Consider the following 21,868-nt stretch of genomic DNA (forward strand, 5'->3'; position numbering starts at 1 on the left):
GTGTAGCGAGATGGACGAAGAACGACGCGCGCGACAATGGTTCCTTGCGGTGTGGGCAATCGTGACGGTCGTCAAGGTCGTGATCGCCGCACGCTTGCCGTTGTTCGTGGATGAAGCCTTCTACTGGCAGGAAGGGCGGCATCTGGCCGCGGCCTATTCCGATCTGCCGGGATTGACCGCGTGGCTGACGCGGCTGGGTACCGAGCTGGGCGGTCATCACGTGCTGGCGGTGCGTGCGCCATTCCTGCTGATGGCAGTGCTGCTGCCCTGGCTGGTGGCCCGCAGTGCGGCGCACTGGTTCGGCGCCGTCGTCGGCTGGCAGGCCGCGCTGCTGGTCGTGCTGATGCCGCTGTCCGGCACGCTGGGCCTACTCGCACTGCCCGACGTGCCGATGGCGGTGGCGACGGTGCTATGCGCCGATGCCGGTGCGCGCCTGTTGCGCGAGGTCGATGCGATGTCCGCGACCGAGTTGGCGCTCGGCCTGATGCTCGGTGCGCTCAGCCACTACCGGTTCATCGGCGTCATCGGCGTCGGGCTGCTCGCGCTGCTCTGGCTGCCCGAAGGCAGGAAGGTGCTGCGCGATGCGCGCGTGTGGGTCGCGCTGGCGGTGGGCATGCTGGCCTGGGCGCCGTTGCTGGCATGGAACCTGGAATATGCGGATGCCGGCCTGCGTTTCCAGTTGCTGGACCGGCACCCGTGGAGCTTCCATGGCGACGGGTTCCGCTTCCTGCTGGTGCAGGCCGCCATGGCGACGCCGCTGCTGTTCTGGGCCATGCTCGTTGTCTGCATGCGCGGCCTCCGGGGCGATCGGGACGCGGGTCCGGCATGGCGATACTTCGCGCTGCTGGGCGCGATATCCACGCTGGGCTTCTTCGCGCTGGGGTTCTTCGCCGACAACGAGCGCGTCAGTTTCCACTGGCCGCTGCCGGGCTATCTCGCATTGCTGGTCGTGGTGCCCCTGTTGCTCCGCGAGTGGTCGTCCGCGCGCCGGCGCGCGACATGGGGCATCGCCGTGCTGGGTGCGATGCTGATGCTGGGCTATTACGTCGCCGTCTCGCTGCCGGGGCTGCGGACCCAGGTTGCCGGCAGCAAGTACTACCCCGAGAATTTCGCCGGCTGGGACACGCTGGCCGCGGCCGTGCGGACGATGCGTGCGGAGCTGCCGGAAGAAACCGTGTTGCTCGCGGACAGTTTCAAGACGGGTGCGGAGCTCGGTTTTGCCCTGGACGATGCGGACATTCCCGTGCTCGATCATCCGCTGAACCGTAAGCACGGGCGTGCGCCGCAGCTCCAGCTGTGGGGCCTGCAGCACGATGGCTCACGCGATACGCCCGCGCTGCTGGTCGTCGGTGCGACCGACGTGAAGTTCAGCGCGCTGCTCGCGCACTACCAGCAGCTGTGCACGGTTGTCGGCATGTTGCCGCCCGCGCGCGTGGTGAACATCGACCATGGCGCGCGTCGCTTCCTCCTGTTCGCACTGCCGGCCGATCGCACGAAGGGCGATTGCGTCACGCCGGTCCTCGCCAACATCGACGTGCCGCAGGCAGGTGCGCGCGTGGGGCGTCGTTTCAGTGTCGGCGGCTGGGCGGTGAAGGACGTGGTGGGCGTGGCGAAGGTGGAGGTGCTGCTGGATGGTCGCGTCGTCGCGTTGGCGCGCGAGGCGGGCGACAACACGTGGTTGCGCGGCTTTCTCAAGGGTGCTTCGCGCGATCCGCGCATGCCGCGCGTGCAGTTCACGGCCGAGGTCGACGCGCGCGACATCCCGGCGGGTCAACACTGGCTGGGATTGCGGGTGACCGGTGGCGACGGCAGCGTGGAAACGTGGGCGGAGCAGCCGGTCGAGATCCGGTGACAGGCCTGTCTCAGGGCAGGTCGAACCCCGCCTCGCGCAGCATCCGGGACACCGCGATCAAGGGCAGTCCCACCAGCGCTGTCGGGTCTGACGACTCGATGGCGTCGAACAGGGCGATGCCCAGCCCCTCCGACTTGAAGCTGCCGGCGCAGTCGAACGGCTGTTCGGCATCCACGTAGCGCTCGATCTCGGCGGCGGAAAGGGAGCGGAAACGGACGGTGGTGACATCCTGCGCATCCAGGGTTTCTCCGTCCCGGACCAGGCACGCCGCCGTATGGAAGCGGACCTGCCGGCCCGACATCGCGGCCAGCTGGGCGATGGCGGCCTCCCGGTGGCCGGGCTTGCCCAGTGGCTGTCCGTCCAGTTCGGCCGCCTGGTCCGAGCCGATGACCCACGTGCCCGGGTGCTGCCGGGCGATCGCCTCCGCCTTGGCGCGCGCCAGCCGGGTGGCCATGTCGGCCACGGATTCCGACGCCAGCACGGTCTCGTCCACTTCGGGCCGCGCGATGTGGAACGGCACGCGGAGCCGCTCGAGGAGTTCGCGGCGGTAGCGGGAGGTGGACGCGAGCATCAGCGGCATGGGGTGGGGCACCGGCAGGGAACGGGGCGGGGGAGTCTGACCGGCACCGGGTCGGGCGGCAAGCCATCCTGGTGTCTGGGGGTGGTTTGACAGTTCGGGGTTTGATCCTTAACATTCAGCGGCTTATGTCCGCGAATACGCCCGAGATGTTGGATGCTTGGCGCATGGTCGCGGCCCGGCGAAGCTTTGAAGGCCGCCTGCCGCTGTCTGCGATGACGCGCTTGCAGGGCCTTCTGGTCGATACCGAAGGCGAGGTGCGTTACGCGCTGGAATTCGATCGCGACGCGCTGCAGGTGCCTTACATCGGGGTGCGGATCGAGGCCGAACTGCCGCTGGTATGCCAGCGCAGTCTGCGGCGGTTCGTAATGCCGGTGACGGTGGAGCAGCGGCTCGGGCTGGTGCGCAGCGAGGATGAGGAATCCGCACTGCCGCCGGGGTACGAGGCCTTGCTGGTGCCGGAGGACGGCATGCTTCGCCCCGCCGACCTGGTGGAGGACGAACTGGTCCTCGCCGTGCCGGTGGTACCAGTGGATCCCGCATCCGAGGCCGTCGAGCGCGAATGGGCCGCGGACGAAGAAGAGGTGGCGAAGACCAGTCCGTTCGCGGCGCTGGCCTCGCTGAAGAAGAACTAGCCGCTAACGCGGTCTGGCAACACGAACCGCAAGGTTCACCAACAGATACAAGAGCTGGAGCAATCCCATGGCTGTGCAGAAATCCCGCGTCACCCCGTCCCGTCGTGGCCAGCGTCGTTCGCACGACGCGCTGACCGCCAAGCAGCTGTCGACCGACCCGACCTCGGGCGAGATCCACCTGCGCCACCACGTCACCGCCGATGGTTACTACCGCGGCAAGAAGGTCATCGCCACCAAGACGACGGCGGTCGAGGAAGATTGATCCGTGCGGCGCGCCCTGTCGTGGGCGCGCGTCCCGCATGATCAGTGACAACCAGGACCCTTCGTTGGGTCGGCAATGGGAGCGTGCATGAGCGAGCCGGGTAACAAGGGGCGCATTTACGCGCGCATCGCCGGAACGGGCAGCTATCTGCCCGAAAAGGTGTTGACCAACGAAGACCTGTCGAAGCTGGTCGATACCAGCGACGAATGGATCCAGTCCCGCACCGGCATCCGCGAACGGCATATCGCCGCCGAAGGCGAGACCGCGGGCGACCTGGGTTACCAGGCCGCCCTGCGCGCGCTCGAGTCGGCAGGCGTTGATGCGTCCGAGATCGACCTCATCGTGGTCGGTACCACCACGCCAGACCTCATCTTCCCGTCCACCGCCTGCCTGATCCAGGCGCGGCTGGGCATCGCCGGTTGTGCGGCGCTGGACGTGAATGCGGCGTGCTCCGGCTTCATCTACGCGCTCAGCGTGGCTGACAAGTTCATCCGGTGCGGCGACGCCAGGACCGCGCTGGTGATCGGCACCGAAACCCTCAGCCGCATCGTCGACTGGACCGAGCGCACCACCTGCGTGCTGTTCGGCGACGGCGCAGGCGCGGCCGTGCTCAAGGCCGACAACGAGACCGGCATCCTCAGCACCCACCTGCATGCCGATGGCAGCAAGAAGGAACTGCTGTGGAACCCGGTCGGCGTGTCCACCGGCTTCAAGGTGGATGAGCCGAACAACGGCATCCGCATCGAGATGAAGGGCAACGATGTCTTCAAGTACGCCGTGAAAGCGCTGGACAGCGTGGTCGACGAAACGCTCGATGCCAACGGTCTCGACAAGCACGACCTCGACTGGCTGATTCCGCACCAGGCGAATCTGCGCATCATCGAAGCCACGGCCAGGCGTCTGGACATGTCGATGGACCAGGTCATCGTGACCGTCGACAAGCATGGCAACACGTCGTCTGGTTCAGTGCCGCTGGCGCTGGATACCGCCGTGCGTTCGGGCCGCGTGGAGCGCGGGCAATTGCTGTTGCTGGAAGCGTTCGGCGGTGGTTTCACCTGGGGCTCGGTGCTGCTGCGTTATTGACCCGGCTGCAACACGGATAAAGATGGAAGGCGATGCTGCAGAGCATCGCCTTCTTCATTCCGGGCATCGAGCGGCCCGATGGTCGACAACGTCGCGCACGTTCGATGACGCACAGGCGCAGCGCGCATGCGACAGCGCGTCGCATGCGCATACGCCCCGGTACAGACAATCCGACGGGTTCGCCCGTATCATCGCCGCCTGATTTCATGCAGGGTGTCCGAGTGACTTCCACGCAACTCGCTTTCGTCTTCCCAGGCCAGGGCTCGCAGTCGATCGGCATGCTGGCCGAGCTGTCGGAGCTGCATCCGGTCGTACGCGAGACGTTCGCCGAAGCCTCCGAAGGCGCTGGCGTCGACCTGTGGGCGCTGTCGCAGGGCGGCCCCGAAGAAATGCTCAACCGCACCGAGTACACGCAGCCGGCGCTGCTCGCGGCCGGCATCGCCGTGTGGCGCGCGTGGCAGCAGCAGGGCGGTGCGCAGCCGTCGCAGCTCGCGGGCCACAGCCTGGGCGAATACACCGCGCTGGTCGCGGCGGGGGCGCTGTCGCTGAAGGATGGCGCGCACCTCGTGCGCCTGCGCGGGCAGCTGATGCAGGATGCGGCGCCCGCAGGCGTTGGTGCGATGGCTGCGGTGCTGGGCGCCGACGATGCGATGGTGGCCGAGGTCTGCACGCAGGCGTCCGACAGCAGGATCGTCGTGCCGGCCAACTACAACTCGCCGGGGCAGATCGTGATCGGCGGCGACGCCGAGGCGGTCGATCGCGCGATCACGCTGCTCACCGAGCGCGGCGTTCGCAAGGTGGTGAAGCTGGCGGTCAGCGTGCCCTCGCATACGCCGCTGATGCGCGAAGCCGCCAACCGCCTGGCCGGGGTGATGGCGGGCCTCCATTGGCATGCGCCATCCCTGCCGGTCGTACAGAACGTGGACGCGAAGGTGCACACGGGTGCCGATGCGATCCGCGATGCGCTGGTGCGCCAGTTGTATCTGCCGGTGCGCTGGACGGAGTGTGTGCAGGTGCTGGCGTCGAACGGCGCCGCGCGCGTCGCCGAGTGCGGACCGGGCAAGGTGCTGGCGGGACTGGTCAAGCGCATCGACAAGGGTCTGGATGCACGGGCCATCGGCGGCGTCGGCGACTTCCAGGGCGCGCTTGCCGATTGGCAGGCCTGATGCGCACCGCGCTCGTTCCCTTATCCTGATCCGCCACGCGCGGAACGTTCCGAGGACATCATCATGAGCAAGCCCCTGCAGGGTGAAATCGCACTGGTCACGGGCGCGAGCCGCGGCATCGGCGCTGCCATCGCCGATGCACTGGCCGCGCAGGGCGCGACCGTCATCGGCACCGCGACCAGTGCATCCGGCGCGCAGGCCATCGGCGAACGGATGGCGGCGGCCGGCGGTCACGGCCGTGAACTGAATGTCACCGACGCAGGCGCGGTCGATGCTTTGATCGATGCCGTCGGCAAGGAATTCGGCGCCATTTCCATCCTGGTCAACAACGCCGGCATCACCCGGGACAACCTGCTGATGCGGATGAAGGACGAGGACTGGCAGGCCACCCTCGACACCAACCTCACCAGCGTCTACCGCACCTCGAAAGCGGTGATGCGCGGCATGATGAAGGCGCGCAAGGGCCGCATCATCAACATCGCCTCGGTGATCGGCGTCACCGGCAATGCGGGGCAGGCCAACTACGCCGCGGCCAAGGCCGGCATCATCGCGTTTTCGAAGTCGCTGGCGAAGGAAATCGGCAGCCGTGGCGTCACGGTCAACGTCGTCGCGCCCGGTTTCATCGCCACGGACATGACCAAGGACCTGCCGGAAGAGACCAAGAAGGCGCTCGGCGAGCAGATCGCATTGGGTCGCCTCGGCGAGCCGGCCGACATCGCCAATGCGGTGGTCTTCCTCGCAGGTCCGGCCGCCGGCTACATCACCGGCGAAACCCTGCATGTCAACGGCGGCATGTACATGCCGTAAGAATTAGCTGTAAGTGGTTGATTCGGTAACGATTGGCGATACCTGCCCGTCGCCGCCGGTTTCCACTACACTATCCCCGGTTTGCCCTCGCCCCGCGTCGGCAGAATCCAACACGTCACCCATCTCCGTCTGGAGCGAATCCATGAGCAGCATCGAAGAACGCGTCAAGAAAATCGTCGTCGAACAACTCGGCGTTAAGGAAGAAGAAGTCACCACCAGTGCATCGTTCGTCGATGACCTGGGCGCCGACTCGCTGGACACCGTTGAACTGGTGATGGCGCTGGAAGAAGAGTTCGAATGCGAAATTCCGGACGAGGAAGCCGAGAAGATCACTTCGGTGCAGCAGGCGATCGACTACGTCAAGGCGCACGTCAAGGCGTAAGTCCCGCACCTGCAGCAAACCGTGTCGGGGCCGCGCATGCGGCCCCGCGCGTATCCGGCCCCCATGCGCCCGCGTATTGCAGGGTGCGGCCGCAAGATCCACGAGGAATCCGATATGAGCCAGCGTCGTCGCGTCGTCATCACCGGCATGGGCCTGGTGTCCCCCCTGGGCAATGACATGGCCACCAGTTGGGACGGCATCGTCAACGGGCGTTCGGGCCTGGGTCCGATCACCACTTTCGATACCGAGGGCTACAGCACCAAGATCGCGGGCGAGATCCGCGGTTTCGATCCGACCGCCTTCGTGCCGCCGAAGGACGTGAAGAAGATGGACTCGTTCATCCACTACGGCCTTGCGGCATCGCTGATGGCGATGGACGACGCCGGCCTGGAAGTGACCGAGGCCAATGCCGAACGCATCGGCGCGATCATCGGCGCCGGCATCGGCGGCATCCTCGGCATCGAGGAAACCGCGGTGAAGCTGCACGAAGGCGGCCCGCGCAAGATTTCCCCGTTCTACATCCCCAGCACCATCATCAACATGCTGCCCGGCCACCTGAGCATCATGAAGGGACTGAAAGGGCCGGGCTATTCGGCGGTTTCGGCCTGCGCCACCTCCAACCATTCGATCGGTATCGCCATGCGCACCATCCAGTACGGCGACGCCGACGTGATGATCGCCGGCGGCGCCGAGCGCGGCTCGTCGCCCACCTCGGTGGGCGGCTTCTGCGCGATGAAGGCCATGTCCACCCGCAACGACGATCCCACGCGCGCGTCGCGTCCGTGGGACAAGGACCGCGACGGCTTCGTGCTGGGCGACGGCGCCGGCATCCTGGTGCTGGAGGAATACGAGCACGCCAAGGCGCGTGGCGCGCGCATCTACTGCGAACTGGCCGGATTCGGCGCATCGCAGGACGCGTTCCACATGACCGCGCCCAGCGAGAACGGCGAAGGCCCGGCGCGCTGCATGCGGTCGGCGCTGAAGGACGCAGGCTTGAATGCCAGCCAGGTCGAGTACCTCAACGCGCACGGCACCTCCACGCCGCTGGGCGACCTGGCCGAGACGCTGGCGATGAAGCGCGCACTGGGCGACCACGCGTACAACATCATGGTCAGCTCCACCAAGTCGATGACCGGCCATCTGCTGGGTGCGGCGGGCGGTGCGGAAGCGATCTTCTCCGTGCTGGCCATCCACCACGGCATCATCCCGCCGACCATCAACCTGGACGAACCGGGCGAAGGCTGCGACCTCGACTACGTGCCGAACACGGCGCGCGAGAAGAAGATCGATGTCGCCGTCTCCAACGGCTTCGGCTTCGGCGGCACCAACGGTACGCTGGTGTTCAAGCGGATCTGATGATGTTTCCTTCTCCCTCCGGGAGAAGGTGGCGCGCAGCGCCGGATGAGGGTGCGGCGGAGTCATCTGCCGTTGAGCCATCGCCTCTTCTCCGCACCCTCACCCCAACCCCTCTCCCGGTGGGAGAGGGGCCAAGACCAACATGATCGAAACCCGCGCGCTTCCGTCCGATACCGACCTGCTGTCCCTCCATCGTCTCGATCCGCAGCGCTATCCGGTGCTGCTGGAATCGGTGGCGTCAGGCACTGCGCAGGGGCGCTGGGATTTCCTGCTGGTCGCCGACGGCACCGGCTTGCGCCTGGATGCCGATGGCATCACCCGTGATAGGCAGGGGAACGTGGAGGCCGGCGATTTCCTCGCCGTGCTCGACCGTCACTGGCAGGCACAGCGCATGCCGCGCGAGGAGCCACGCTGGCCGTTCCGCGGTGGCTGGGCGTTGCTGCTGGCGTACGAACTGGCGCAGCAGGTGGAGCCGGTGCTGCGGCTTCCGCATGCCCCTGCGACGCACCCCGTCGCGCTGGCCCTGCGCTGTCCCGCCGCCGTGTTGCGCGACCGCAGCACCGGCGATTGTGTGATCGTGGCGGAAGCAGGGCAGGGTGAACTGATCGCGCGTACCGTCGATGACACCGTGCGCTCGGTGCGGCTGCCACCGTTGCCCGCGTGGCAGCCACCGGCCCGTATCGATGAGGACGAACCACGACGCTTCACCGACGGGGTCGAACGCATCCTCGAGTACCTGCGTGCCGGCGACATCTTCCAGGTCAACCTGTCGCGCGCGTGGCAGGCGCGTTTCGATGCACCGCTGGATCCGGCGGCGTTGTACGCGCGCCTGCGCACCGCCAATCCCGCACCGTTCGCGGGCCTGTTCGCCACGCCGGACTGGACGGTCGTCAGTTCCTCGCCCGAACGCCTGGTGTCGGTGCGGGGCGACGTGGTGGAAACCAGGCCGATCGCCGGCACACGCCCGCGCTTCGAAGGCGACGACGATGCGGCGCGCATCCGCGAGCTGGTCGGGCATCCCAAGGAGCGCGCCGAGCACGTCATGCTGATCGACCTGGAGCGCAACGACCTGGGTCGTGTCTGTACGCCCGGCAGCGTGCAGGTGGACGAACTGATGACGGTGGAGAGCTACGTCCACGTGCATCACATCGTCAGCAACGTGCGCGGGCACCTGCGCGACGATGCGACGCCGGGCGAGGTCATCTGCGCCACGTTTCCCGGCGGCACCATCACCGGCTGCCCCAAGGTACGCTGCATGCAGATCATCGCCGAGCTGGAGCAGGTGCCGCGCGGCGCCTACACGGGGGCCTTCGGCTGGCTGAACCGCGACGGCGACCTGGACCTGAACATCCTGATCCGCAGTGCCGAGGTCGTGGCGGACGGCGAGGGCAGCGTCGCCCGCTTCCGCACGGGTGCCGGCATCGTCGCCGACTCGGTCGCGGACAGGGAACTGGACGAGACCCGCGCCAAGGCCCTCGGCATGCTGCGGGCGCTGGAAGGCTGATGGCGGCTGCCTTCTCCCTGCGTTAGCGGGGAGAAGGTGCCCGGAGGGCGGATGAGGGGCGACGAAGGCAGGATGCTTGAATGCCCGCAGCCCTGGTGACTCCGCCATCCATCCCGGCCTCGCTCGAAGAGCCGAGCGGCGATTCGCTGGATACCTGCTCCGTCTGCCCTCATCCACCCTCCGTGCACCATCTCCCCATGCATGGGGAGAAGGGATGCTCCACCGCGGCTGGACAAGGCGCGCCTACAGCCTGAGACGGCGACCGGGTATCCTGCACGGCCTGCTTCACACCCCGAGGATTGCGTGGCGTCAGCACTCAAGCGCGGTTGCCGCTTCATCGTCATCACCTTCGTCCTGCTGCTGGCCGTGGCGGTCGCCGCCGGGCTGTGGCTGTGGCAGGGCCATCAGGGTTTCGGCGACATGCCGCTGGACGGTGTCGCGCCCGGCAGTACGGTGGACGTCGCCAAGGGCGACGCATTCCCCACGGTGCTGCGCAAGCTGCGCGAGCACGGGGTGACACAGGGCTCGGACCTGCAATGGCGGCTGCTCGCGCGCGAGACCGATACTGCCAGCCAGCTGAAGGTCGGCGAGTACGCGCTGGAGCCGACCCTGACGCCGCGCGAACTGCTCAAGCGCATGCGCGAGGGACGCACGCTGCACTACCGCTTCACCATCGTCGAGGGCTGGAACATCCGCCAGCTGCGCGCCGCGCTGCGCAGTGCCACGCCGCTGCAGCAGAAGACCGCGGACCTGGGCGACGCCGAACTGATGGCCGCGCTGGGTCATGAAGGACAGCACCCGGAAGGGCGCTTCCTGCCGGAAACCTACGTCTACACGCGCAGCGAATCCGATCTTGACGTGCTCAAGCGCGCCTACGCGGCGATGGAAAAGGCCGTCGATGCCGCCTGGACCGCACGTGCGCAGGACATCCCCCTGCAGTCGGCGGAAGAGGCGCTGATCCTCGCGTCGATCATCGAGAAGGAAACCGGCATCGCCGAAGAGCGTCCGGCCATCGCCGGCGTGTTCGCGCGCCGCCTGAAGCTCGGCATGCCGCTGCAGACCGATCCCACCGTGATCTACGGCATCGGCAGCAGCTACGACGGCAACATCCGTCGCCGCGACCTGACCACCGACACGCCGTACAACACCTACACGCGCCGTGGGCTGACCCCGACGCCGATCGCCATGCCGGGTGCGGATGCGTTGCGGGCGGCGGTGAATCCCGCCGACGGCACTGCGCTGTACTTCGTGGCCGTCGGCGACGGCAGCGGGCGCCATCTGTTCTCCGCCACGCTGGCCGAACACAACGCGGCGGTGGCGCGCTATCTGGTGACGCGCCGCGAAACGCTGCGCAAGGCGGAAGCCCCGTGAGCGAGGCCCTGTTGTCGCAGCCGCGCCTGATCACGCTGGAAGGCGGCGAGGGCGCCGGCAAGACCAGTGCGATCGCGGCCATCCGCGAGCGCCTGCAGGCCACGGGCCACGACGTGGTGCTGACGCGCGAACCCGGTGGCACCCCGCTGGCCGAACGCATCCGTGAACTGCTGCTCGGGGCGCAGGACGAGCCGCTCGCCGCCGAGACCGAACTGTTGCTGATGTTCGCCTCGCGTGCGCAGCATGTGCGCCAGGTCGTGCGTCCGGCACTGCGACGCGGCGCGTTCGTCATCAGCGACCGCTTCACCGATTCCAGCTACGCCTACCAGGGTGCCGGGCGCGGACTCGATCCCGAGTGGATCGCCGCGCTCGAACGTCGTGCGGTGGGGCTGACGCCGGGCCTGACCCTGTTGCTCGACCTCGACGTGCGCGAAGGCCGCGCACGCACTGCCGGACGCGACCTGTGGCCGGACCGCATCGAAAGCGAGCAGGACGATTTCTTCGAACGCGTGCGTGCCGGTTTCCGTGCACGGGCCGCCGCCGAGCCACGGCGTTTCCGCGTGATCGACGCGTCGCAGCCGCCCACCGGCGTCGGCGAGGCCGTCGATGCCGCCATCGGCGCCTACCTGCGCACGCTGACCGACAGCGACCTGGCATGAGCAGCGTGTTCGCCCCCTGGCAGCAGCGCGCCTACGACCATGCCGTCGCGGCGCTGGATACCGGTCGGCTCGGCCACGGTCTGCTGGTCTGCGGCCCCGCCGGTCTCGGCAAGCGCGCCGTGCTCGACCGCCTGGCGCGCCGCGTGCTCGCACAGCAGCGCGACGCGCGCGGCGAACCGGCACCGGACGACCGCAGTGCGCGGTTGATCGATGCCGGCACGCATCCGGACCTGCAGGTCATCTCGTTCGTCGCCACCAAGGATGGCAGCAAGCTGCGCACCGAGATCGTCATCGACCAGATCCGCGAGATATCGCAGAAGCTGGCACTCACGCCGCAGTACGGCGGCGCGCAGGTGGCGCTGATCGATCCCGCCGACGCGATCAACCGGGCGGCCTGCAATGCCTTGCTGAAGACGCTGGAAGAACCCGCGCCGAACCGCTACCTGTGGCTGGTCAGTGCGCAGCCCGCGCGCCTGCCGGCGACCATCCGCAGCCGCTGCCAGCGCATCGAGTTCCGCCTGCCGCCGCGCGACGAAGCGATGGGATGGTTGCAGGCGCAGGGACATTCCGCTGCCGATGCCGTGCGCGCACTGGACGCGGCGCGCGGCCATCCGGGCCTGGCCGACGACTGGCTGCGCCACGACGGCCTGGCATTGCGCGACGCCGTGGCACGCGATTTGCAGCGGCTGGAGCAGGGCGAGATCGGCGTGGTGGAAACCGCGCAGCGCTGGGCCAACGACGAACTGGCCGATGCGCGCCTGCGCCACGCCGCCGACCTGGCGCTGGCGCAGGCCGGTACCGTCGGCTTGACCGATCCGGCCCGATTGAACAAGCTGGCCGCCTGGTTCGACGCCGCCAACCGCACCCGTGACCTGTTGCGGACCACGGTGCGCGGCGACCTGGCCATGGTGGAACTGCTGCTGGCCTGGGCCGGCAATGATCGTGGACGCGCTGTCGGGGCGCGACGCTGACCGAAACACGGAGACGGTGATGAATGCAGCAGGTGGACGGCAGGGCATCCTGTCACTGGCAGTCAAGGACAAGGCCGCGCTGTACAACGCCTACATGCCGTTCGTGAAAGGCGGCGGCATCTTCGTGCCCACGCCGAAGCGCTACTTCCTCGGCGACGAAGTCTTCCTGCTGCTCACCCTGCCCGAATCCAGCGATCGCCTGCCGGTGGCCGGCAAGGTGGTCTGGGTGACGCCGGTCGGTGCGCAGGGCAACCGCACCGCCGGCATCGGCGTGCAGTTCGCCGAGAACGGCGAAGGCGAAGCCATCAAGAACCGCATCGAGACCATGCTCGCGGGCAGCCTCAACGGCGAGAAGCCGACGCATACGATGTAGGCACAGGCGCCGGTACGGCCCTCCCGGGCCGGCCCACCGCGCTACCATCCGCCACGGGGACGCCGGCGTGCCGGCAGGGAGCGGAGGATGAAGACACCACACCTGTTCCGATCGCCACGTCCGTGGCGCCTGCTGCTCCTGGCGCTGCTGGCGTGCGCGCCGCCGGGGGTGCAGGCACAGGCATTGTCCGGCCTGCGCGTCCTGCCGCATGCCGGACCCGACTACACCTTTTCCGGCTGGCAGAGCGAAGGCACGGTGCCCGCGGTGCTGACGGTGCCGCTGGACCTTGGCGACGACGTCTACGGTGCGACGTTGCAGGTGCAGCCGGCGACGCCGGGCGAGACCTACCGCGTGCGCGTGCAGTATGAAACCAGTCTCGGCCTGAGCGCGGATGGCCCGCACCTCGATCTGACCGGATGGAAGCACTGCGTGTCGGAATGGCGGACGGCACAGGCCATCGATGCGCTGTCGTTCGTGCTGCCCGCGCCGACGGCAGAGCAGGGCGAGTGTTTCCCGAGGTATACGCCCGGCGAACTCGAGACGGCGGTGCGCGCCCATGCGCGCAAGGCGGGCGATCCCGCGATGGCTGCCCGCTGGCTGGACGGCCTGCGCACGCCGGTGTCCGACGTATCCCCCAGGGTGTCGCCGGTATCGCCGTTCGTGGCGATCAGCGGCGTCAGGGTGAAGATAGAGGCGTTTCGGAACCGGACATGGGTGGAGGTCGCCACGGTGGTGTTCGTCCCACCGATGGGGTGCTGAGAAGACGGTCTGACGCATCGGCCGACGGCCTGGAACGAACCGCCTCGCCGGGACCTGCGGCCACCATTCCGCAACATGGTCGATTTCCGGCCATCCGCTTCGTCGCTGATATATCCCTGACCCAAGGAGCACCCATGAAATACCTCGGCCTGGCCTACTTCACGCCGGAAAAATTCGCCGCGATGCGCCCCGGCGACGTCAAGGCACTTGTGAGCCAGTGCCCCGCACTGGACGACAAGATGCGCGCCACCGGCAACGTCCTGGTGTCCGCGTCACTGGGCGATCTGGAGAACTGGCGGACGCTTCGCCCGCGCGACGGCAAGACGGTGGTCAGCGATGGGCCTTACACCGAGTCGAAGGAGGTGGTGGGCGGGCTTTTCATCATCGAAGCCGACAGTCAGGACGAGGCCGTGCGCATCGCATCCATGCATCCGGCTGCCACGCTGGGCGAGCAGGGTGGATGGGCCGTCGAGCTGATCCCCCTGGATTTCTATCTGGCGCCATGAAGGCTTGAGTGCATGCCGGCACCGGGAAGGCGATCCGCCTTGCGCGACTGCACCCCGCCTGCCGGGCTTGACGATGCGGATCCGATGCTATGCTTTCTGTGACTCGGCGACGGCGGGGCATAGCGGCATGCGGCAGCAACGCGCTCTCCCCATCACCGCGCTCGCGCCGGTGCCCGATGCCTGTCTGCGGACCTGCGCGTGAGTGCGACGCCTGACGGGCAGCGCGTGCGGTTCTCGGTCGGGATCACCGGCCATCGTGGCGACAATCCGGCACTGGCTGCCGACGGAACGCGCATCACCGCCGCGCTGGCGGACATCTTCGCCGAGATCGAGGCCGGCCTGGCGGACGAAGGCGCCGCCATGCCCGGACTGACCATCGCGCCGACGCGGCTGCATACGCTGCTCGCGCATGGCGTCGATCAACTGGCGGCGTGGGTGGCCAGCGGACGGGGCTGGGAGATCGTCGCGCCGTTGCCGTTCGGTCGCGTGCTCAACGTCGCCATCAACGCGCAACCGCAGACGCACGCCGACGGCATGGCGCTGCTGGCGGGCGGCGATGCGTCCGATCCGACCGTGCAGGCGCGTGCGCAGGGCATCCGCCAATGGAGCGATCGTGCGCGGCTGTTCCAGTTGGCCGATCGCGACGCCGAGATCGGCGCACTGTTCGAAGCCGCGCTCGCGTCGCCGGAGGATGCATTGCATGCGCGGCGCTTCCAGGCCGCCAGCGGCGCGCAGGCGGCACTCGCCGGACGGATCATGATCGAACAATCCGACCTGTTGATCGGCGTGTGGGACAACGGCAGCCGCGATGGCGTGGGCGGCACGGGGCACACCATCGTGCGCGCACTGGAGATCGGTACGCCGGTGCTGCTGATCGATCCCGCGCGGCCCGAGCACTGGTCGATCCTGTCGTCGACCGAGAGCCTCGCCGGTTGGCAGGACCATGCCGGCCAGGACCGCGCGCGCCTGCGGACGGTCGTCGGCACCGCGCTGCATGCGCCCGACGGCGGCACCGCACGCGCGCTGCGTGCGGAAGCCTGGCATGCGCGTGGCACGTGCGCATCGACGCTGTACCGGCGCATCGAAGCACTGTTCGGCGGCGAACCGCGTCCGCTGCGGTCGCTGGTGCAGACGTACGAACCGCCGGAGCGCATCGCCAGCGGCAGCGCGGCGCCGCTGGTCGCCGCCGCCGCTGCATTGCCGGGCGCCGACCGCAGCTTCAATGCCGCGGTGAGCGAGGACATCCTGCCCGCGTTCGCGCGCGCCGACGGCATCTCGGCACGCCTGTCCGACAGTTACCGCAGCGGCATGGTCGCCAACTTCATCCTGTCCGCGTTCGCCGTGATCGTCGGGGTGGCGTGGCTGCCGCTCGGCATCGATGACGGCAAGTGGCTGTTCGCACTCGCCGAATTCGGCCTGCTCGCCGCGATCCTGGCGATCACCTGGCTGGGCGGACGCCGCCGTCTGCACGCGCGCTGGTTCGAGACGCGCCGCGTCGCCGAGTACCTGCGGCATGCGCCGATCCTGCTGCTGGTCGGCGTGGCCCGTCCGCCCAGCCACTGGCCGCGCGCCACCGGCACCGCATGGCCCGAGTACGCCGCGCGCCACCGGCTGCGCGCGCCCGGCCTGCCGGCGATGGCCGTCACCCGTGCCTTCCTGCGTTCCGCCCTGCAGGATCTGCTCGCTCCCCACGTCGCGTCGCAGCGCGCCTACCACCACGCCAAGGCCACGCGCCTGAACACCATCAGCCATCGCCTGGACCTGTTCGCCGCCACGCTGTTCAAGATCGCGGTCGCGTCGGTCGCGGTCTGGCTGCTGATGCGCGCGGGCGCCGCGCTGCACTGGCTGCCGTACGCGTGGCCGCACGGCAGTTCGAAGGCCTTCGCGTTCCTCGGGGTTGCCCTGCCAACGCTGGGCGCGAGCATCGCCGGCATCCGCTACTTCGGCGATTTCGAGCGCTTCGCCGCCATTTCCGAAGTCACCGCCGGCAAGCTGGCGCAGGTGGAAGTGCGGATCGGCCAGTTGCTGGCCGGGCCGGACGACGCGATCGACTACGAAGGCGTCTCGCGGCTTGCGCACGGCATCGACGGCATCGTCGTCGACGAGATCGAAAGCTGGCAGGCCGTCTTCAGCGGCAAGCCCATCGCCTTGCCGGCCTGAGCATGCAGCGCCCGCCCGCCCGCGAAGGCGAATCCGGCACCGCACCGTCGCATACGGTGTTCCTCAGCTACTCCCGTGCCGACCGCAAGGCGGCGCTTGCGGTCGTGCGCGTGCTCGAACACGCCGGCTACCCGGTGTGGTGGGACGGGCTGCTCGAAGGCGGCGAACGCTTCTCCCACACGACCGAGACGGCGCTCGCGAATGCGCGCGCGGTGGTCGTGCTGTGGTCGAAGACGTCGGCCTCGTCGCACTGGGTGCACGACGAGGCGACGCGCGGCCGCGAGAGCCGGCGGCTGGTGCCGCTGTCGATCGACGGCAGCCTGCCGCCGCTCGGGTTCGGGCAGTTCCAGTCGATCGACGTGTCGCAGTCCCTCGGCAAGCCGCGCAGCGAGCCGATGCAGAAGCTGGTGCGCGCGGTGGCCGCGCTGCACGACGGCGCCGCGCACGTGCCGCCATCGCCGCCGCGCGATGCAGTGCCCTCGACGACGCGCCGGCGCGTGCTGGTCGCCGGTGGGCTGGCCGCGGTGGCGGTGGGCAGCGGCGTGCTGCTGTGGCGCATGCGCGGCGCCGACGGCGCGGCACGGGGCGTCGGCGACGCGCGGCGCATCGCGGTGCTGCCGTTCGCCAACCTCAGCGGCGATCCCGAACAGCGCTATTTTTCTGACGGCCTGACCTCGGAGATCCGCACGCAGCTCTCGCGCAATGCGCTGCTGCAGATCGCGGGGCAGACGTCGTCGAAGAAGGCCGGCGACGAACAGGACGATGCACGCACCATCGCGCGCGCACTCGGCGTCGACTTCCTGCTCGGCGGCAACGTGCAGAAGGCCGGTGGCCGGGTGAAGGTCGCCGCCGAACTCACCGATGGTGCGACCGGCCTCAGCCGCTGGGCCAACAGCTGGGAGCGTCCGCTGGCCGATATCTTCGCGGTGCAGTCGGAAATCGGCGCCGCCGTCGCCGGCGCGCTGTCGGCCGAGATCGAAGGGCCGGCCGCCACGGGTGCCGCGCAGGTCGGCGGTACCGCCGACGTCGCGGCATTCGACGCCTACCTGCATGGACGCGCGCTGTACGAGGCCGGCATCGACGAGGACAGCGACCGCCGTGCGCTGGCCTACTTCGACCAGGCCATCGCGCTCGACGACCGCTACGCCGGTGCGCATGCGGCGCGCGCGCGGGCGCTGGTGGCGATCGGCAACCTCTACGCCGCGCACGACGAACGCGTCCGCCTGTACGACACGGCCGAAGCCGCCGCGCGTGCCGCGACCACGCGCGCGCCGGATTTCGCCGAAGGTTTTTCGGCGCTCGGCTTCGCGCTGGCCAGCGGCAAGCTGGACATGCGCGGTGCGCGCGAACCGTTCGAACGCTCGCATGCGCTGGCGCCCGGCGATGCCGACGTGCTGGCCCGCTATGCGACGTTCCGCTCGAACCTGCGCGACCATGCGCGGGCGAGCGAGGTGATCCTGCGTGCGGCCACGCTCGACCCGCTCAACGCACGCACGTTCCGCTCGCAGGGCGACATCCGCCACAACGCCGGCGACCATGCCGGCGCGATCGTGGCGTACCGCAGGGCGATCGAACTGAATCCGACCCTGGCCGGTGTCCACGCGTCGATGGGCTTCGCGCAGTTGATGGCGGGCGCCGATGCCGATGCGCGTGCCTCGTTTTCGAAGGAGCGCAGCGCCGTGCGCCGGCTGCCGGGCCTGGCGATCCTGGCGCACCGCGCCGGCGACCGGGTGGCGGCTGACGCCGCACTCGCCGCACTGGTGGCCGAGTACGGCGACAAGAGCCACTACCAGTACGCGCAGATCCACGCGCAGTGGGGCGATGCCGCGAAGGCGCTGGCATCGCTGCAGGCGGCGTGGGATCTTCGGGACGGCGGCATCATGCTGATGTACGCCGACCCGCTGCTCGCATCGCTGCGGGACACCGCCGGCTACCTCGCGTTGGCGAAGGCGGTCGGGTTCACTTGATCCACTGGGGATGAGAGGAGAAGCACCATGCGCCACATGATCGGAGCGGTACTCGTGGTCGGGCTCGTGTTCGGCCTGGCGGCGTGCAAGCAACCGGAACCGCCGGCGGAGGTCGTGCCTGCGGCCACCGTGCCCGACGAGCAGACCGGCACCGTGGAACGCACGACGCCGGACGAGCAGACGGGGACGGTCGAGCGTACGACCCCCGACGAGCAGACCGGGACCGTCGAACGGACCACGCCGGACGAACAGACGGGCACGGTCGAGCGCACGACGCCCGTCGAGCAGTAAGCGTTCGCGTGAAGGCATCCGGATCGCGGCAACGCGATCCGGACGCCCGGTTTCGTCAGGGAATGCGCACGATCTCGCCGGATTTCGCCGCCGCCTTCGCCGATGCGATCCAGTCGGCGTAATACGACATCCGCGTATACACCGCCGGCTTGCCCGCGCCGCAGCCGATGCCGCCGGAGACGACGCCGACCAGGCTGCGCACACCGCCGTCCTCTTCCCGGGTCAGTGGTCCGCCGCTGTCGCCCTGGCAGCTGTCCTTGCCCGTGGCGATGCGGCCATCCGCTTCCAGCGTGCCGGCACACAGCGTGCCGGGGCCGTAGGCGTCCGCATACACCTCGGCGCATCGCGCATCGGGCAGGTAGTTGAGCGTGAGTTGCTGCAGGTCGGCGGGATTGCGCTGCAGCTGCCCGGCGCTGTCCAGGCGCGAGACCTTGTCGCGCGCGTTGCGCATGCCCATCCAGCCCCAGCCGGTGACACGCAGTGCCTCGCCGGGATCGAAGTCGCGATCCGCCTTGCCCATCAGCGGCACGGCGGCCAGCCGGCCGGCCTTCTCGAAGGCGGCGATGCGCGGATCAGTGGCGATTCGCACCAGCGCGATGTCGTCGAGCTTGGTCGCCTTCCTGTACGCACCGTGGATCACCACCGCATCGATCGGGAAGAAGCCGTCTTCCACGGTCAGGTTCTGCGTGCCGAGCCGCAGCCGGCGATCGACCAGCACGTTGCCGATGCGGCCGCCGAAGGTCGGCATGTTGTCGACGCAATGCGCGGCGGTAACCACCCAGCCCTCGCCGAGCCAGGCGCCGCCGCACTTGTGCGACAGCTCATAGGACGTGCGTTGCGCCAGGTAGATCTTGCAGGCGTCGCCATCGGCCAGCGTGGCGTCGTAGGCGCGGTCCGCGTCGTCGTAGTCGGGCGACGAGAGGAACTCCACCTGCCACGGCGCGGACCCGGGCTTGGCCGGCTCGCCGCCGACGATGCGGCCACCGGCGTCCTGGTCATGGCGCGCGCGACGGGCCTCGCAGTCGGCCGACGTCGTTGCGGTCGTCGTGACCTTCGGCGCAGCGGCGGGTGCCGTCGCGGGGGCGGCCGGTTCGCTGCGCTGGCAGCCGGCCATGGCGAGACTGGCGAGCAGGCCGGTCAGCAGCGCGTGCAGCGGGAAACGGATCATTCGGCGGACTCCTCGGGAAGGGCGAGTACGGTGGACACCTGCGCGGACCAATCGCCGATGGCGGCGACGCCGGCATCGCGATGGCCTTCGCTGGTGGCGCAGAGCAGGCGTTCGAGCGGCGAGGCGCACGCCGCGATATCGCGCGTGCCGGTGCCGGCCTGCGCGAATGCATCGGCGCGGATCGGGCGTGCGCTGGCCAGCACCACGAAGCGGTAGACGCCTGGCGTATCGAACGACATCCCCGCGCGGCGGTAGGGCTGGCCCGGTGGCAGGGGGCGGTCGAACTCGCCGGGCTTCGGCAGCACCGCATCGACGGCGTTGTGCGGATCGATGGCGAGCACGTAGAGGTAGGCCGGGCGAGAGCCTCGATTGACGACGGTCACCGCGATCCGCTCGCCCTTGCCGATGCGGCGTACGCCACCGGCCTGCAGCGGCGGGCAGGCCGTAGGCCGGTAGCCGTCTTTCGCGATGCAGGCGGCGACCGGGAACGGATCGGCCTCGCTGCCGGCGGCGCTGGTGGTCCGCAACGCCAGCAACTGCTGCACGCGTGCGACCTTGCGCATGGCGTCGGTGAGGCGCTCGCCGAAGGTCGGATCGTCGGCGTGGCCAAGCGATGCAGCCAGCAGCGTGCCGTCGTCGGCGCGCAACGCGACCGCCTCCGCATCGCCCTCGGCTGGCACCAGGCGAAGGGCGCCGGCCGGCGACGCCGTCGCGAAGCCGGAGGCCCGCAGCGCCGCGTCGGCATGGTCGTGCGTGGAACCAGCCGGCAGCGCGTTGGCCACCGTCAGCGTGTCGCCGGGAAGGAAATGCGCGATCTCCTCCGCGACCAGCCGCACCGGTTGCGTGGCTGCCGGCGCGGCATCGAGCGCCAGCGTTGCGGTCATGCCATCGACGCGCGCGACGGACCCGCTGGCGACCCGTGCACGGCGCGCAACGGCATCGGCCTGGCTGACATAGAGCGCGAAGCGCGAGCCGACGGTGATGCCGCCCGTCGTGCCGGCCTGCAACGTTGTCGTCGCACCGTGCTGCTCGACGTCGTACAGCACGGTCGTCCGCGATCGCGCGCCCATCGCCGCGGTCAGTGCGCCTTCTGCCGACGGCGTCTGTGCCGCATGGCCGCGCGCCGCGACCCGCAGGCGCACTTCGTGGATCAGGTCGCCGAACGTGGCGTCGCGCATGCCTGGCATCCGCAACGTATCCAGCAGGGCCGTGGTGAATACGCCGGCCCGTGCGCCGACCGCGCCGCCGCCGGTTTCCTGCGCCTCCTCGCCATCCTGCGCCGCGGCCAGGTGCACCCAGTAGCCATCACCGCCGGCCGTTGCCATGGCAGGCGGGGGCGGTGCCGCGGCGGCGAGTGCGGGCGCGCTGCGCGATTGCCCGGCCGCACCCGCACGCGTGGCCGTGGCGGAGTTGCAGGAATCGAACACGCTGACGAAGTACAGGCCTGCGGCCGTTGCACGGTCCTTCAGCGCCTTCAGTTCGACATCGAAGATATCGCCGGGCGAGCCGTCGGGATTGCGCGCATCGCTGGGCAGCAGGGTGCCGTTGTAGCCGGTGTCCTGGTCGCGCGCCTCATCGTCGCGGTAGCGCGAGCCGTGGCCGGCGAAGTAGAAGATCAGGGTATCGCCGGGACGCAGCGAGGCGATCCGCTGTTCCAGCGCGGCGATGATCCGGGCACGCGTCGCGCAGTCGTCGGTCAGCGTGGTGGTCGCCGCGTTCGACGAAGCGCAGGCGCCGCGTGCCGGCGCGTCGACGTCCACCCCATACAGGTCGACGAGCGCCTGCTTGAAGCGCAAGGCGTCGCCGACCGCGCCGCGCAGGTCGGAGAACCCCGCGCCTGGCTGGCGCGCATCGGAATACCGGTAGCGGTCGATCCCGACGATCAGCGCATGCAGGCGGCGCGTGTCGGGCGCGGATTTCGCCGGCGGCGGATCGCCTGCCTTCTGACCGGGAGGCGGCGACGACGGCCCGCAGCCGCACAGCAAGGCCGCCATCAGGCATCCCATCAATGCGATCCGC

The 21,868-nt window shown here is 69.2% G+C and carries 21 protein-coding genes; 18 read left to right on the forward strand and 3 right to left on the reverse strand.

Going from position 1 to position 21,868, the window contains the following annotated elements; translation table 11 throughout:
- Positions 1-10: 10 nt before the first annotated feature.
- On the forward strand, positions 11-1,852 hold the full coding sequence (locus tag V7060_RS03790; protein ID WP_334177914.1) for a glycosyltransferase family 39 protein: 1,842 nt from the start codon (positions 11-13) through the stop codon (positions 1,850-1,852).
- A gap of 10 nt (positions 1,853-1,862) precedes the next feature.
- Here V7060_RS03790 and V7060_RS03795 read toward each other — a convergent pair whose 3' ends face one another.
- Positions 1,863-2,432 carry a Maf family nucleotide pyrophosphatase gene (locus V7060_RS03795; protein WP_334177915.1) on the reverse strand — a complete coding sequence of 190 codons (570 nt, stop codon included), beginning with the start codon at positions 2,430-2,432 and terminating at the stop codon, positions 1,863-1,865.
- Between the two features lie 125 nt (positions 2,433-2,557).
- On the opposite strand from V7060_RS03795, the gene V7060_RS03800 reads away from it, so the two are divergent.
- The 17 genes from V7060_RS03800 (at position 2,558) to V7060_RS03880 (ending at position 18,681) form a co-directional block, all read left to right on the forward strand.
- The gene (locus V7060_RS03800; protein WP_334177916.1) at positions 2,558-3,064 is read left to right on the forward strand and encodes a YceD family protein; all 507 of its coding nucleotides are present in this window, start codon (positions 2,558-2,560) and stop codon (positions 3,062-3,064) included.
- A gap of 67 nt (positions 3,065-3,131) precedes the next feature.
- Positions 3,132-3,326, forward strand: a complete 195-nt coding sequence (gene rpmF, locus V7060_RS03805) for a 50S ribosomal protein L32 (protein ID WP_334177917.1) — start codon at positions 3,132-3,134, stop codon at positions 3,324-3,326.
- An 87-nt stretch (positions 3,327-3,413) separates the two neighbouring features.
- A complete protein-coding gene (locus V7060_RS03810) occupies positions 3,414-4,409 on the forward strand; it encodes a beta-ketoacyl-ACP synthase III (protein ID WP_334177918.1) in 996 nt (331 codons plus the stop codon).
- 221 nt (positions 4,410-4,630) lie between these two features.
- Positions 4,631-5,575: an ACP S-malonyltransferase gene (gene fabD, locus V7060_RS03815; RefSeq protein ID WP_334177919.1), complete on the forward strand. Its 945-nt coding sequence runs from the start codon at positions 4,631-4,633 to the stop codon at positions 5,573-5,575.
- 63 nt (positions 5,576-5,638) lie between these two features.
- Entirely contained in the window at positions 5,639-6,382 is a 744-nt protein-coding gene (gene fabG / locus V7060_RS03820) for a 3-oxoacyl-ACP reductase FabG (RefSeq protein ID WP_334177920.1), read from the forward strand.
- A 142-nt stretch (positions 6,383-6,524) separates the two neighbouring features.
- The gene (acpP, locus tag V7060_RS03825; RefSeq protein ID WP_014161144.1) at positions 6,525-6,764 is read left to right on the forward strand and encodes an acyl carrier protein; all 240 of its coding nucleotides are present in this window, start codon (positions 6,525-6,527) and stop codon (positions 6,762-6,764) included.
- Positions 6,765-6,878: 114 nt separating this feature from the next.
- Positions 6,879-8,120: a beta-ketoacyl-ACP synthase II gene (gene fabF / locus V7060_RS03830; RefSeq protein WP_334177921.1), complete on the forward strand. Its 1,242-nt coding sequence runs from the start codon at positions 6,879-6,881 to the stop codon at positions 8,118-8,120.
- Between the two features lie 142 nt (positions 8,121-8,262).
- A complete protein-coding gene (locus V7060_RS03835) occupies positions 8,263-9,624 on the forward strand; it encodes an aminodeoxychorismate synthase component I (RefSeq protein WP_334177922.1) in 1,362 nt (453 codons plus the stop codon).
- A 303-nt stretch (positions 9,625-9,927) separates the two neighbouring features.
- Entirely contained in the window at positions 9,928-10,995 is a 1,068-nt protein-coding gene (mltG, locus tag V7060_RS03840) for an endolytic transglycosylase MltG (RefSeq protein WP_334177923.1), read from the forward strand.
- Positions 10,992-11,654, forward strand: a complete 663-nt coding sequence (gene tmk / locus V7060_RS03845; RefSeq protein ID WP_334177924.1) for a dTMP kinase — start codon at positions 10,992-10,994, stop codon at positions 11,652-11,654. The genes mltG and tmk overlap by 4 nt, the downstream gene beginning before the upstream one ends.
- On the forward strand, positions 11,651-12,625 hold the full coding sequence (locus V7060_RS03850; protein ID WP_334177925.1) for a DNA polymerase III subunit delta': 975 nt from the start codon (positions 11,651-11,653) through the stop codon (positions 12,623-12,625). Before tmk ends, V7060_RS03850 begins: the two co-directional genes overlap by 4 nt.
- A 19-nt stretch (positions 12,626-12,644) precedes the next feature.
- Positions 12,645-12,998 carry a PilZ domain-containing protein gene (locus V7060_RS03855; protein ID WP_334177926.1) on the forward strand — a complete coding sequence of 118 codons (354 nt, stop codon included), beginning with the start codon at positions 12,645-12,647 and terminating at the stop codon, positions 12,996-12,998.
- A gap of 87 nt (positions 12,999-13,085) precedes the next feature.
- Complete coding sequence (locus V7060_RS03860; protein WP_334177927.1) at positions 13,086-13,757, forward strand: hypothetical protein; 672 nt, start codon at positions 13,086-13,088, stop codon at positions 13,755-13,757.
- 134 nt (positions 13,758-13,891) lie between these two features.
- Entirely contained in the window at positions 13,892-14,263 is a 372-nt protein-coding gene (locus V7060_RS03865) for a YciI family protein (protein ID WP_334177928.1), read from the forward strand.
- A 198-nt stretch (positions 14,264-14,461) separates the two neighbouring features.
- A complete protein-coding gene (locus V7060_RS03870) occupies positions 14,462-16,423 on the forward strand; it encodes a hypothetical protein (protein WP_334177929.1) in 1,962 nt (653 codons plus the stop codon).
- A 2-nt stretch (positions 16,424-16,425) separates the two neighbouring features.
- Positions 16,426-18,390 carry a TIR domain-containing protein gene (locus tag V7060_RS03875; protein ID WP_334177930.1) on the forward strand — a complete coding sequence of 655 codons (1,965 nt, stop codon included), beginning with the start codon at positions 16,426-16,428 and terminating at the stop codon, positions 18,388-18,390.
- A 27-nt stretch (positions 18,391-18,417) separates the two neighbouring features.
- Positions 18,418-18,681: a hypothetical protein gene (locus tag V7060_RS03880; RefSeq protein WP_334177931.1), complete on the forward strand. Its 264-nt coding sequence runs from the start codon at positions 18,418-18,420 to the stop codon at positions 18,679-18,681.
- Between the two features lie 55 nt (positions 18,682-18,736).
- On the opposite strand, the gene V7060_RS03885 is transcribed toward V7060_RS03880, so the two are convergent.
- Together V7060_RS03885 and V7060_RS03890 are read right to left on the reverse strand one after the other, a co-directional pair.
- Positions 18,737-19,849 (reverse strand): serine protease, encoded by a 1,113-nt coding sequence (locus V7060_RS03885; protein WP_334177932.1) that lies wholly within the window; start codon positions 19,847-19,849, stop codon positions 18,737-18,739.
- Entirely contained in the window at positions 19,846-21,843 is a 1,998-nt protein-coding gene (locus V7060_RS03890) for a caspase family protein (protein ID WP_334177933.1), read from the reverse strand. Before V7060_RS03890 ends, V7060_RS03885 begins: the two co-directional genes overlap by 4 nt.
- Positions 21,844-21,868: the final 25 nt, after the last annotated feature.

Origin of the sequence: Pseudoxanthomonas sp. (assembly GCF_036845285.1) — a bacterium.
Classification (GTDB): domain Bacteria; phylum Pseudomonadota; class Gammaproteobacteria; order Xanthomonadales; family Xanthomonadaceae; genus Pseudoxanthomonas_A.